Genomic DNA, 12678 nt, shown 5'->3' with positions numbered 1-12678 from the left:
GGTCGGTCGGCGATCGCGAGGTACCCCCCTCACTGATCCCGGAACGAGGAACAGAGTAGGTGGATGATCCGACAATCACGCCGTGAATTCCGCCTCGCCCGGCAGGCGCCCGCGCGCTACCGGAAGCGGAGGAATTCCGGCGGTACGGAGTCCGCCAGCCACACTCCGTTGGCGCTGACCCGGAACACGTGCCCGGCGGCCCGCATCGCCCCGGCGTCCACGGCCAGGACCACCGGGCGCCCTCTGCGCGCGCCGACGCGGGTCGCCGTCTCGCGGTCGGGCGACAGGTGCACGTGGTGGCGGGCCATCGGGCGCAGCCCCTCGGCGCGGATCGCGTCCAGGGCGGCGGCGACGGTGCCGTGGTAGAGGTACGCGGGCGGTTCGGCCTCCGGCAGGCCCAGGTCGACCGCGACGGTGTGTCCCTGGCTGGCCCGGATCCGGGTGCCGTCGACGGCGAAGCGCTGCTTGTCGTTGGCGGCGACCACGTGGTCGAGTTCGGCCCTGCTGAAGGGGAACCCGTGTTCCGCGGCGGCTCTCAGGAGATCGTCGATCTCCACCCAGCCCCCGGGGTCGAGCACCAGTCCGATCCGTTCCGGCTGATGCCGCAGGTGTTTCGAGACGTACTTGGACACCTTCACGGTGCGTCGGTCATCCATGTCCCCAGCTTGGCCGCTCGGACGGCCCGCGGGCAGTGATTTTCCGTGCCGGGACAGGGCTGGACCGCCTCTATCATCTTTCCAAGATACGGAATACATTTTCCGCTACGTGACTTATCCCGCGGGAGAAACCATGACACATAAGGCCTCACTGCTTCGGCGTGCGGCGGCCGAGCTCATCGGCACCGCAGGCCTGCTCGTGGTGGTGATCGGCTCGGGCATCCAGGCCGCGAACCTCAGCCGCGACACCGGTGTCGCCCTCGTCGCCAACTCGTTCGCCTCCGCGATCGGCCTCGGCCTGATCATCACCCTGTTCGGCCCCCTCTCGGGCGCCCACCTCAACCCGGTCGTCACCCTCACCGCCTGGTGGGCGCGGCGTACCGGAGGCGAGGGCCTCGACGCACGGGAGGCCTTCGCCTACGCCGCCGCCCAGACCACCGGTGCCATCGGCGGCGCCGTCTTGGCGGAGACGATGTTCGGACGCACCCCGGGAACCTTCTCCACCCAGGTCCGCGACGGGGGCCACCTGCTGATCGGCGAGATCATCGCCACCGCCGGGCTGGTCCTGGTCATCCAGGGGCTCGGCCGCATCGGCCGGCCGAGGCTGATCCCGGCCGCGGTCGCCGCGTACATCGCCGCCGCCATCTGGTTCACCTCCTCCGGGTCCTTCGCCAATCCCGCGGGCACCGTCGGACGCGCCTTCAGCGACTCCTTCACCGGTATCGCACCGCAGTCGCTGCCCGGATTCGTCGCGGCGCAGCTCCTCGGCGGCGTCCTCGGACTCGCCCTGGCCACGCTCCTCTACGGCCGTGACCGCCACGGCCACGGGGAGCCGCTGTCCCTTCCGGGGGACGGGAAGCCGGACACCGAGGTGGCCGATATGACCCGCACGCCTGGCGGGTTCGAGGTCATCGTCTGAGATCCCGCACGTGTTGCCCACAGGCGGACGGCAGTTGTCCACAGCCCTTTAGGCGGGTTTCAGCGCCATCTGAGCGATTCGCCCCGGGGACCCCCTGTGGACTACCGATCGAGCATTACCGGCCGCCCCTGCTCGCCAGCTCATTCATCGTCCGGGCCTGGAGCTCCCGCTCCGTCGCGGCCCGGACGAACTCCGCCACGTGCTCCGGCCCCACCAGTTCCTGCACCGCCCGTACCGTCCCGGCCGGCAGGGTCACCGGGGCCGACCCCGCCGGCTGCGCCCCGCCGCCGGCACCCAGGTGCCGCTGGAGGTGCCGGGTCGCGAACAGCCGCATCGCCCGCGCCAGCTCGGCGTCCACCGTCTGCTGGGCCAGGGGCCGCAGCCGGCGCACCATCGTCGCCGCCTCGGCCGCGTCCGCGTCCGTCGGGGGGACCGGGCCGAGGTAGCGGGCGAAGACGTGCTCGGTGGTGAACTCCAGGAAGCGCGAGGCGATGTGCTCCACCTGCCCCCGCAGCTCGCGCAGGTGCCCGGTGATCGCCATCAGCGGCACCCCGGCCGCGTACAGCTCGGCCGCGACCGCCAGCTCCTGCGGCGAGGGCACGAGGAACTCGTCCGGGCGCCCCGGGATCCGCTCCAGCACCCCCAGCTCGCACGCCTCGTCCACCGCGTCGTCGTCGGGCAGGCCGCCGAACCGGGCGTTGAGCTCCTCCCGGCTGATCCGGTCGGCCTCCTCGTCGGTCCAGGGCCCGTGCACCTCCGCGACCAGGCCCAGTACGCCGCCCAGCCCGCGCCCCGCGTCCCAGGCCTCCAGCAGCTCCTTGATGGAGGCGAGGGTGTAGCCGCGGTCCAGCAGGTCGGCGATCTGCCGCAGCCGCGCCAGATGCGTGTCCCGGTAGACGTTGGACCGGCCCCGGCGCTCGGGCTTCGGCAGCAGGCCGCGGTCCTGGTACGCCCGGATCGTGCGCACCGTGGCCCCGCTGTGGTGGGCCAGATCCTCGATCCGGTACTCGGCTACCGCCTGATCGGACAATCCCGGCTCCCTACGACATGGCGGCCCGGCCGGCCGCGCCCGCCGCGGTCCGGGCGGCAGGAGGCGCCGCCGGGTACTCGACCGCCTTGCGCAGCGAGCCCTCCTGCGAGGGATGGTACGACCGCGGGGAGGAGGGGGGTATGGCCGTGCCGGGCGGGCCGCCGGCCGGGCTCACAGCCGGGGCTCCAGCTTCGCGAGGCGCCGCAGGGTGTTCGGCGCGAAACGGGACATCCACAGGGCGGCCTTGGACTCGGGGGTCACCGGCACCACGGCCCGGTTCTTCACCACGGCCAGCAGGACCGCGTCCGCGACCTTCTCCGGGGGGAAGTTGCGCAGTCCGTACAGCCGCGAGGAGCGCTCCTGGCGGCGCTTCTCCTCGGCCGGGTCCACCCCGGCGAACCGGGAGGTGGCGGTGATGTTGGTGTTCACGATGCCCGGACAGATCGCCGAGACCCCGATCGACTCGGAGGCGAGCTCCGCGCGCAGGCACTCGCTCAGCATGAGGACCGCGGCCTTGGAGGTGCTGTACGCGGGCAGCGTCCTGGACGGGAGGTAGGCGGCGGCGGAGGCGGTGTTGACGATGTGGCCGCCCTGCCCGCGCTCCGCCATCTGCCGCCCGAAGATCCGGCAGCCGTGGATGACCCCCCACAGGTTGACGTCCAGGACCTTCTTCCAGTCCTCGGAGCCGGTCTCCAGGAAGGGGCCGGACAGGCCGATCCCCGCGTTGTTGACCAGCACGTCGACGACCCCGTACTCGGCGGCGACCTTCACCGCGAGCTTCTCCATCGCCTGCTCGTCACTGACGTCGACGCACTCGCCCCAGGCCTGCGGGGCGCCGACGAGCCGTGCCATCTCGGCCGTGCGGGCCGCACCCTCGCCGTCCCGGTCCACGGCCACGACCCGGGCCCCGGCCTCGGCGAACGCGAACGCCGTGGCCCGCCCGATCCCGCTGGCGGCGCCGGTGACCAGCACCAGCTGACCGCCGAACCGGTCCGCGTACCTGCCCGGTGCCCGCTGCTCCGGCGCCCGGGAGGCAGGCTCCTCCCGGGCCGTGACGAAGTCGGTGATCCACGCCGCCACCTGGTCCGGCCGGGTCCTGGGGATCCAGTGCTTCGCGGGCAGGGTCCGGCGCACCAGGTCCGGAGCCCAGCGCTCCAGGCCGTCGTAGAGCCGCTCGGAGAGGAACGCGTCCCCGGTCGGCACGATCAGCTGCACCGGTACGTGCGCGTACGCGTCGGTGCGGGGACGCCTCATCCGGGCCCGTACGTTGTCACGGTAGAGCCAGGCGCCGTGCGCCGCGTCGGAGGACAGCGAGGCCGTCGGGTACGGGCCGGCCGGGATGCCCTCCAACCGCTCGAGGATTTTGGGCCAGCGCTTGCCGAGCGGCCCGCGCCAGGCGAGCTCCGGCAGCACCGGCGTGTGCAGCATGCCGACGTACCAGGACTTGGAGCCCTGGCCCAGCAGCTGGGCGGCCCGCCGCGGGGTGGGCCGCGCCATCCGCTGCTTGATCCAGTGCCCGAAGTGATCGAGGGAGGGCCCCGAGATGGAGGTGAAGGAGGCGATCCGGCCCTCGGTACGGGCGACCGTGGCGAACTCCCAGCCCTGGACGGAACCCCAGTCGTGGCCCACCAGGTGCACCGGACGGTCCGGACTCACGGCGTCCGCCACGGCCAGGAAGTCGTCGGTCAGCTTCTCCAGGGTGAAGCCCCCGCGCAGCGGTACGGGAGCGGAGGAGCGCCCGTGGCCGCGTACGTCGTACAGCACCACGTGGAAGCGGGCCGCCAGCCGCTCGGCGACCGCCGACCAGACCTCCTTGCTGTCCGGGTAGCCGTGCACCAGCACCACGGTCGGGCGGTCCGTCTCCCCCAGCTCGGCGACGCACAGCTCGATCCCGCCGGTGCGCACGCGGCGCTCGCGCGCACCCTCCGGTGCCGTCCCGCTCATCCCGCTCATGCCGCCTTCTCCTCAGCCCAGCGCCGCACGTGCGGCAGGTCGTCGTCCAGCCAGAACGCGCTCTCGACGGGATCCCGGGAGTCGGTGACGACCAGGATCTCCTCGAACTTCGCGCCGGTGCCCCGGAAGCCCAGGTGCGGCTCCACCGCCCACAGGCCGGGCTGCGGCGGGTGGTCGGAGAAGTGGTACGGGCTCCACAGCGGCGACCAGCCCTCCCGGTGCCCGCGCAGCGCGTCGGAGGCCAGCCCCTTGAGGGACTGGGTGCCGAAGCCGAACGCGGTCGGGGACCAGCGGCGCTCCTTGACCCGGTCTATCTTGTGCGCGATGACGCCGAAGGGGTAGGCCCGGTGCCGGTTGGCGTACCCCTGGCGGGTCATCAGGCGCTCGACGTTCTCGTAGACCTCCCGCAGCGGGCGGCGCTCGCGCACCTGCTCCAGGATCAGCTCCCGATGCGGGCGCAGATCGGACATCAGCCGGTCCTGCACGGGGTTGAGACCCAGGCTCCCGGAATAGCCGATGTCGGCCGCGTAGCCCCGGTACACCGGTGCCATGTCGAGGATGAACGGCATCCCCGGCTCCAGCCGCCGCGAGGTCGGGAAGAACTGGAGGGGGATCTTGAAGTTCGCGAAGGCGGTCCGGTCCCCGAACCAGGCGAAGGGCAGGTGGAACCAGTCCCGCACCCCGCGCTCGCGCAGCCACTCGCGCTGCATCCGGGCCGCCTCGCGCTCGGTGACACCCGGGCGCAGCTGCGCCGCCACGGTCTCCGCGCACTCGTACGCGAGCCGCTGCACCTCCCGGAAGCCGCGCAGCCCGGCGGAGAGCTGCCCGGAGTCGTGCGCGGTGCGCTGCTTGGTGTCCCCAGTCATGCCAGCCGTCCGTCCCTGTAGCCGTGTAGACCTCACGCCGAAACCTGACACTGATGAATGTGACAATGACCGGAGTCGGCGTCAAGGGGCCTGCACGGACCTGTGGAAAACTCCGTGGGCATCAGCCTTGCGGCAGCGTTCGTAGTCCTCAAGGCGGATACGCGGTCCCGCTCCAGGTCTGACGATCCTCGGCCCCCGCGCCACTAACGTCGAAGCCGTGACTGTCATCGCGACCGAAAGCCTGAGCAAGCGGTACCCCCGAGTGACCGCCCTCGACCGGCTCTCCCTGGACATCGGGCCCGGCGTGACCGGACTCGTGGGCGCCAACGGAGCCGGCAAGTCCACGCTGATCAAGATCCTGCTGGGACTGTCCCCCGCCACAGAGGGCCGTGCCGCCGTGCTCGGACTCGACGTCGCCACGCATGGCAGTGCCATCCGTGAGCGGGTCGGCTACATGCCCGAACACGACTGCCTGCCCCCCGACGTCTCGGCCACCGAGTTCGTCGTCCACATGGCGCGCATGTCCGGGCTCCCGCCGACCGCCGCCCGCGAGCGGACCGCCGACACGCTGCGCCACGTCGGGCTGTACGAGGAGCGCTACCGCCCCATCGGCGGCTACTCCACCGGCATGAAGCAGCGGGTCAAGCTCGCCCAGGCACTGGTCCACGACCCGCAGCTGGTCCTCCTCGACGAGCCGACGAACGGTCTCGACCCGGTCGGCCGCGACGAGATGCTCGGCCTGATCCGCCGGGTCCACACCGACTTCGGCATCTCGGTCCTGGTCACCTCCCACCTCCTCGGCGAGCTGGAGCGGACCTGCGACCACGTGGTGGTCGTCGACGGCGGCAAGCTGCTGCGCTCCAGCTCCACCAGCGAGTTCACCCAGACCACGACCACCCTCGCCGTCGAGGTCACCGACTCCGACGCGTACCCGGACGGCACCGCGGCCCTGCGCGAGGCGCTCACCGCTGCGGGCATCAGCCTCCACGCGGGTGAGGAGCAGGGCCTGCCCGGCGCGGGCCACATCCTCCTCGTGGAGGCCAAGGGCGAGGACACGTACGACACCGTCCGCGACACCGTCGCGGACCTCGGCCTCGGCCTGGTCCGCATGGAACAGCGCCGCCACCACATCGCCGAGGTCTTCCGCGACAGCGGCCGGCCCGCGCCCACCGCCCACCAGAAGGGAGCCGGCTCCGATGGCGCCTGAGACCTCCACCCAGATCCACAACATCGGCTACCGGTCCTACGACGGACCCCGGCTCGGCCGTGCGTACGCCCGTACCTCGCTGTTCTCGCAGTCCCTGCGGGGCGCGTACGGGCTCGGCCGCTCCGCCAAGTCCAAGGTGCTGCCGATGATCCTCTTCGCGGTGATGTGCATCCCCGCGCTGATCATCGTCGCGGTGGCCATCGCCGTACCCGGCTCCAGTGACCTGCCGATCAAGTACACGACGTACGCCCTGACCACGCAGGTGGTCATCGGCCTCTACCTCGCCTCCCAGGCACCGCAGTCGGTCTCGCGGGACCTGCGCTTCAAGACGGTGCCGCTGTACTTCTCGCGGCCCATCGAGCGCGTCGACTACGTCGTGGCCAAGTACGCCGCCATGGCCTCGGCCCTCTTCATCCTCACCGCCACCCCGCTGCTGATCATGTGGATCGGCTCGCTGCTGGCGAAGTTCGACTTCGGTGACCAGACGAAGGGATTCGGGCAGGGTCTGGTGTCGGTACTGCTGCTGTCGCTGCTGTTCGCGGGCCTCGGCCTGGTCATGGCCGCCCTCACCCCGCGCCGCGGGTTCGGCGTGGCGGCCGTCATCGCCCTGCTGCTCATCCCGTACGGGGCGGTCTCCACGCTCCAGGCCGTCGCCTACTCCACCGGGAACACCGGGGCCATCGAGTGGATGGGCCTGTTCTCCCCGATCAGCCTGATCGACGGAGTGCAGACCGCCTTCCTTGGCGGCACCTCGGCCTTCCCCGGCGGCGAGGGCCCCTCCGCCGCCACCGGCGTCGTCTACCTGCTCGTCGTACTCGGCCTCATCGTCGGCTCCTACGGCGCCCTGATGTCCCGCTACCGGAAGGCCGGGCTGTGACCCTCATCGACATCGACCACACCTCCCGCTGGTTCGGGAACGTCGTCGCCGTCAACGACGTGACCATGCGCATCGGTCCCGGCGTCACCGGACTTCTCGGCCCCAACGGAGCGGGCAAGTCGACCCTCATCAACATGATGGGCGGCTTCCTCGCCCCCTCCACGGGCACGGTCACCCTCGACGGGACGCCGATCTGGCGCAACGAGCGGGTCTACGAGCAGATCGGCGTCGTACCCGAACGCGAGGCGATGTACGACTTCCTCACCGGCCGCGAGTTCGTCGTCGCCAACGCCGAACTGCACGGTCTCGACGACGCGGCGGCCCAGCGGGCCCTGGCCACCGTCGAGATGGAGTACGCCCAGGACCGCAAGATCTCCACGTACTCCAAGGGCATGCGCCAGCGCGTGAAGATGGCCTCCGCGCTCGTCCACGACCCCTCCGTGCTCCTCCTGGACGAGCCCTTCAACGGCATGGACCCGCGCCAGCGGATGCAGCTCATGGACCTGCTGCGGCGGATGGGCGACGAGGGCCGCACCGTCCTGTTCTCCTCCCACATCCTGGAGGAGGTCGAGCAGCTCGCCTCCCACATCGAGGTGGTCGTCGCCGGCCGGCACGCCGCATCCGGCGACTTCCGCAAGATCCGCCGCCTGATGACGGACCGCCCGCACCGCTACCTCGTCCGCTCCTCCGACGACCGGGCCCTCGCCGCGGCCCTGATCGCCGACCCGTCCACGGCCGGCATCGAGGTCGACCTCCAGGAAGGCGCGCTGCGCATCCAGGCCGTCGACTTCGGGCGCTTCACCGAGCTGCTGCCGCGCGTCGCCCGCGCGCACGGCATCCGGCTGCTCACGGTCTCGCCCTCCGACGAGTCCCTCGAGTCGGTCTTCTCCTACCTCGTCGCGGCCTGAAGGAGCTGGCACCCATGTACAACCCCACCGTCGCCCGGCTCACCTACCGGGCCCTGCTCGGCCGGCGCCGCGCGCTGATCCTCTTCGCGCTCCCCGCGCTGCTCATCGTCATCGCCCTGGCCGTCCGCTTCTTCACCGGCGTGGACGACAAGGTGGCGGCTGACCTCCTCGGCGGCTTCGCCCTCGCGACGATGGTCCCGCTGATCGGCGTCATCGCCGGCACCGGTGCCATCGGTCCCGAGATCGACGACGGCTCGATCGTCTACCTGCTCTCCAAGCCGGTGAAGCGCCCGACGATCATCATGACCAAGCTGATCGTCGCCATCGCGGTCACGATGGCCTTCTCCGCCATCCCCACCCTGATCGCGGGCTTCATCCTCAACGGCAACGGCCAGCAGATCGCCGTCGCCTACACCGTCGCCGCCCTCGTCGCCTCCATCGCCTACAGCGCGCTGTTCCTGCTGCTGGGCACGGTCAGCCGGCACGCGGTCGTCTTCGGCCTCGTCTACGCCCTGATCTGGGAGTCCCTCTTCGGCAGCCTGGTCTCCGGAGCCAAGACGCTCAGCGTCCAGCAGTGGGCCCTGGCCCTGGCCGAGAAGGTCGCCGGACAGGGGTACGTCGACGCCACCGTGGGCCTGCCCACCGCGGTGGCCCTGCTCCTCGCGGTCACCATCGGCGCCACCGTCTACGCGGGCCAGAAGCTGCGCCGCCTCACCCTCGCCGGCGAGGAGTAGGACCGCCGCCGGCCGTATGCCGGCGCTCGTGCCCCGCCCGGCCCACCGGCCGGGCGGGGCACAGGTTCGCCCGGCATCATCGGTGCATGGACGTGCTTCCCGAGCCCGAGCCGTCCAGGCCCCTGAGGTCCTGGATACGCTCCTCGCCCGGCACGCACATATGGCTTCTGATCGTCGCCGTCACCAGCCTCGTCGTGGCGATCGCCCCCGACCGGCTGGACCACCTGCTGCTCCACCGCAGCAGCAGCAACATCCACCAGCTGGTGAAGTACCCCGTACGGGCTCTGCTCAGCAGCGCCTTCTGGATCGAGAACCCGGCCTCACTCCCCCTCTACGCCGTGCTCTTCGAGCTCTTCCACGCACCCGTGGAGCGCTGGCTCGGCACCCTGCGCTGGCTCCTGATCGTCGCGACCGCCCATGTCGTCGCCACCCTCGTCAGCCAGAAGGTCCTCCTGATGGCCATCGAGGACCACCGGGCGCCACACAGCATGACCCATGTCGTGGACATCGGCGTCAGCTACGGACTCGCGGCCGCGGTCGGTGTGCTGACCTACCGGCTCCGCAGCCCCTGGAGATGGTTCTACCTCGTCGGGGCGGTCGCCTTCTTCGGTCTTCCCCTCTTCACGGGCGGAACCTTCACCGACCTCGGCCACGCCATCTCCCTGGCCGTCGGGCTCCTCGCCTGGCCGCTGACCCAGCACGCGGATGCGCACGGGCACCGGCCGGCGGCCCATGTTTCACGTGAAACACGACCCTGATGCACGGTGGCCGACCGGCGGAAATTCGCTGGTACGGCACGTGCGGCCGGGGCACAGTGAGTGGTGCGGGGAGTAACAAAAGGTCCGGGACGGCCACTTCGAGCGCGCCTTGCGGCGCGGGCCGTCCCGGACCTCTCGTACGTCCGGCCCCGGGGCGCATCCCCGGAGGAACCGCATCCCCGTTGCTACAGGGTGCCCAGCAGGCGCTCCAGCACCACCGCGATGCCGTCCTCCTGGTTGGAGGTCGTCACCTCGTCGGCCACGGCCTTCAGCTCCGCGTGCGCGTTGGCCATGGCGACACCGTGCGCGGCCCAGCCGAACATGGGGATGTCGTTGGGCATGTCACCAAAGGCGATCGTCTCTGCGGCCTTGGCCTTCAGCCGCCGTGCGGCGAGCGACAGGCCGGTGGCCTTGCTCAGGCCCAGCGGAAGGATCTCCACTATTCCGGGGCCGGCCATGACGATGTCGACCAGGCTGCCCACGACCTCCCGGCCGGCCTTGACGAGCTCGTCGTCACCCATGCCCGGGTGCTGGATGTACAGCTTGTTCAGCGGGGCCGTCCAGACCTCGGCGGTGTCCTCCAGGTAGAGCGCCGGCAGGCCCTCCTGCACCTGGTAGCCCGGTCCGAACAGGACCTCGCCCGCCACCCCGTCCCGGCTGGCGGCCAGCGCCAGCGGACCCACCTCGGCCTCCAGCTTCGACAGCGCCAGGCCGGCGAGCTGCCGGTCCAGCGTCACCGAGGTCAGCAGCCGGTGCGCCCCCGCGTCATAGACCTGGGCGCCCTGCCCGCACACGGCGATCCCCTGGTAGCCGAGGTCGTCCAGCACGTGCCGGGTCCAGGGCACGGCACGGCCGGTGACGACGATGTGCGCCGCGCCCGCCGCGGTGACCGCGGCGAGCGCTTCGCGGGTGCGCTCCGAGACGGTGCCGTCGTCACGCAGCAGTGTGCCGTCGAGGTCCGTCGCGACGAGCTTGTACGGGAAGGGAGCCGGGCTCACTTGGTGATCGGCTCCAGGACCTCGCGGCCGCCCAGGTAGGGGCGCAGTACCGGGGGGACCCGCACGGTGCCGTCGGCCTGCTGGTGGTTCTCCAGGATCGCGACGATGGTGCGCGGGACGGCGCACAGCGTGCCGTTCAGCGTGGAAAGCGGAGCGGTCTTCTTGCCGTCGCGGTAGCGGATCGCCAGGCGGCGGGCCTGGAAGCCGTCACAGTTCGAGGCGGAGGTCAGCTCGCGGTACTTGCCCTGGGTCGGGATCCAGGCCTCGCAGTCGAACTTGCGGGAGGCGGAGGAGCCCAGGTCGCCGGTCGCGACGTCGATCACCTGGAACGGCAGCTCCAGGCTGGTGAGCCACTGCTTCTCCCACTCCAGGAGGCGCTTGTGCTCGGCCTCGGCGTCCTCGGGCGCGACGTAGGAGAACATCTCGACCTTGTCGAACTGGTGGACGCGGAAGATGCCGCGGGTGTCCTTGCCGTACGTACCGGCCTCGCGCCGGAAGCAAGGGGAGAAGCCGGCGTACCGCAGGGGCAGCTTGTCGGCGTCGATGATCTCGTCCATGTGGTACGCGGCGAGCGGGACCTCGGACGTGCCGACCAGGTAGTAGTCGTCCTTTTCCAGGTGGTAGACGTTCTCCGCGGCCTGGCCGAGGAAACCGGTGCCCTCCATGGCGCGCGGGCGGACCAGCGCGGGGGTCAGCATCGGAATGAAGCCCGCCTCGGTGGCCTGCGCGATCGCCGCGTTCACCAGGGCGAGTTCGAGCAGGGCGCCGACACCGGTGAGGTAGTAGAAGCGCGAGCCCGACACCTTGGCGCCGCGCTCGACGTCGATGGCGCCCAGGGACTCGCCGAGCTCCAGGTGGTCCTTGGGCTGGAAGCCCTCGGCACCGAAGTCGCGGATCGTGCCGTGGGTCTCGAGGACGGTGAAGTCCTCCTCGCCGCCGACGGGGACGTCCTCGTGGACGATGTTCCCGAGCTTCAGCAGGAGCTGCTTGGCAGCTTCGTCCGCCTCGTTCTGTTCGGCTTCTGCGGCCCTGACGTCCTGCTTGAGCTGCTCGGCCTTGCCCAGCAGTTCCGCCCGCTCCTCCGGAGAGGCCTTGGGAATGAGCTTGCCGAGCGACTTCTGCTCATTGCGCAGTTCGTCGAAGCGCATGCCGGAGGACCTGCGGCGCTCGTCGGCGGAGAGCAGTGCGTCGACGAGATCGACGTCCTCTCCACGGGCGCGCTGCGAGGCGCGGACACGGTCAGGGTCTTCACGGAGCAGCCGAAGGTCAATCACCCCTCCAGGCTACCGGGCGGGGCTTCCTGGGATCACACCGATATCACGCTGCGTGTCACTATGTCCTAATTGAGGGGAAAGCAATGGGCGGGCCGAGGGCTTGACCCGGGTTGCGCCAGGCGGCTGTATCCGGCCACTGTGACCGGTTGATAAACCGGCCCCATTCCCCGAAAGGGGATACGGGGCGACGCGACGCGGCCGCTCTGAGCAGGCTCGGAGACCGGCTCTTGTCCACAGGATTCCACGAGGGGCCGCATTTATCCACAGGCTGTGTGCCCGGTCTGTGGACATCGAATGAGATCAATAGGGATCGAGGAGCGGTCTGGGCCGATCAGGGTTCAAACCGCCCTCACACACTCATTCGGGTGGGAATGGCTCGCTCCAAAGAGTTGATCGGTGATACAGGGGTGACGCCGTTCACCTTCCGCTCCCCAGCACGAAACCTGGGGCGGCGGGCCGATATGTCGACCTTGTCGGGCCGCTCTGTCGACTTGTCCC

At 70.7% G+C, this 12678-nt stretch carries 12 protein-coding genes; 6 read left to right on the top strand and 6 right to left on the bottom strand.

Annotated elements, in window-relative coordinates; genetic code table 11:
* Positions 1-116: 116 nt before the first annotated feature.
* Positions 117-656 (bottom strand): RNA 2'-phosphotransferase, encoded by a 540-nt coding sequence (locus tag ACZ501_RS19385; protein ID WP_468796838.1) that lies wholly within the window; start codon positions 654-656, stop codon positions 117-119.
* A 133-nt stretch (positions 657-789) separates the two neighbouring features.
* Between ACZ501_RS19385 and ACZ501_RS19380 the strand changes: the two genes are divergently transcribed.
* Positions 790-1575: an aquaporin gene (locus tag ACZ501_RS19380; protein ID WP_361595569.1), complete on the top strand. Its 786-nt coding sequence runs from the start codon at positions 790-792 to the stop codon at positions 1573-1575.
* Positions 1576-1690: 115 nt separating this feature from the next.
* Here ACZ501_RS19380 and ACZ501_RS19375 read toward each other — a convergent pair whose 3' ends face one another.
* The 3 genes from ACZ501_RS19375 to ACZ501_RS19365 form a co-directional block, all read right to left on the bottom strand.
* Complete coding sequence (locus ACZ501_RS19375) at positions 1691-2605, bottom strand: MerR family transcriptional regulator (RefSeq protein WP_468796835.1); 915 nt, start codon at positions 2603-2605, stop codon at positions 1691-1693.
* Between the two features lie 171 nt (positions 2606-2776).
* Complete coding sequence (locus ACZ501_RS19370; protein ID WP_468797310.1) at positions 2777-4549, bottom strand: SDR family oxidoreductase; 1773 nt, start codon at positions 4547-4549, stop codon at positions 2777-2779.
* A 5-nt stretch (positions 4550-4554) separates the two neighbouring features.
* Positions 4555-5424 carry a M24 family metallopeptidase gene (locus ACZ501_RS19365; protein ID WP_361595563.1) on the bottom strand — a complete coding sequence of 290 codons (870 nt, stop codon included), beginning with the start codon at positions 5422-5424 and terminating at the stop codon, positions 4555-4557.
* Positions 5425-5641: 217 nt separating this feature from the next.
* Here ACZ501_RS19365 and ACZ501_RS19360 point away from each other — a divergent pair, with 217 nt between their 5' ends.
* From ACZ501_RS19360 to ACZ501_RS19340, 5 genes are all read left to right on the top strand, one after another.
* Entirely contained in the window at positions 5642-6631 is a 990-nt protein-coding gene (locus ACZ501_RS19360; protein WP_361595560.1) for an ABC transporter ATP-binding protein, read from the top strand.
* On the top strand, positions 6621-7508 hold the full coding sequence (locus tag ACZ501_RS19355; protein WP_468796832.1) for an ABC transporter permease: 888 nt from the start codon (positions 6621-6623) through the stop codon (positions 7506-7508). Before ACZ501_RS19360 ends, ACZ501_RS19355 begins: the two co-directional genes overlap by 11 nt.
* Entirely contained in the window at positions 7505-8416 is a 912-nt protein-coding gene (locus ACZ501_RS19350; RefSeq protein WP_361595554.1) for an ABC transporter ATP-binding protein, read from the top strand. Before ACZ501_RS19355 ends, ACZ501_RS19350 begins: the two co-directional genes overlap by 4 nt.
* A 14-nt stretch (positions 8417-8430) precedes the next feature.
* Positions 8431-9150: an ABC transporter permease gene (locus ACZ501_RS19345; protein ID WP_361595551.1), complete on the top strand. Its 720-nt coding sequence runs from the start codon at positions 8431-8433 to the stop codon at positions 9148-9150.
* Positions 9151-9236: 86 nt separating this feature from the next.
* The gene (locus tag ACZ501_RS19340) at positions 9237-9908 is read left to right on the top strand and encodes a rhomboid-like protein (RefSeq protein WP_361595548.1); all 672 of its coding nucleotides are present in this window, start codon (positions 9237-9239) and stop codon (positions 9906-9908) included.
* 185 nt (positions 9909-10093) lie between these two features.
* Here ACZ501_RS19340 and ACZ501_RS19335 read toward each other — a convergent pair whose 3' ends face one another.
* Positions 10094-10906 carry an HAD family hydrolase gene (locus ACZ501_RS19335; RefSeq protein WP_468796829.1) on the bottom strand — a complete coding sequence of 271 codons (813 nt, stop codon included), beginning with the start codon at positions 10904-10906 and terminating at the stop codon, positions 10094-10096.
* Positions 10903-12180, bottom strand: a complete 1278-nt coding sequence (serS, locus tag ACZ501_RS19330) for a serine--tRNA ligase (protein ID WP_361595542.1) — start codon at positions 12178-12180, stop codon at positions 10903-10905. Before serS ends, ACZ501_RS19335 begins: the two co-directional genes overlap by 4 nt.
* Positions 12181-12678: the final 498 nt, after the last annotated feature.

This window comes from Streptomyces sp. NPDC034085 (assembly GCF_055575555.1).
Note: the sequence above shows the minus strand (reverse complement) of the source record. Positions and strands in the feature narration are given on the sequence as shown.

Coding starts and splice junctions, on each gene's coding strand:
- ACZ501_RS19385 (WP_468796838.1), bottom strand. CDS start 656: ATGGATGACCGACGCACCGTGAAGGTGTCCAAGTACGTCTCGAAACAC.
- ACZ501_RS19380 (WP_361595569.1), top strand. CDS start 790: ATGACACATAAGGCCTCACTGCTTCGGCGTGCGGCGGCCGAGCTCATC.
- ACZ501_RS19370 (WP_468797310.1), bottom strand. CDS start 4,549: ATGAGCGGGACGGCACCGGAGGGTGCGCGCGAGCGCCGCGTGCGCACC.
- ACZ501_RS19365 (WP_361595563.1), bottom strand. CDS start 5,424: ATGACTGGGGACACCAAGCAGCGCACCGCGCACGACTCCGGGCAGCTC.
- ACZ501_RS19355 (WP_468796832.1), top strand. CDS start 6,621: ATGGCGCCTGAGACCTCCACCCAGATCCACAACATCGGCTACCGGTCC.
- ACZ501_RS19345 (WP_361595551.1), top strand. CDS start 8,431: ATGTACAACCCCACCGTCGCCCGGCTCACCTACCGGGCCCTGCTCGGC.
- ACZ501_RS19340 (WP_361595548.1), top strand. CDS start 9,237: ATGGACGTGCTTCCCGAGCCCGAGCCGTCCAGGCCCCTGAGGTCCTGG.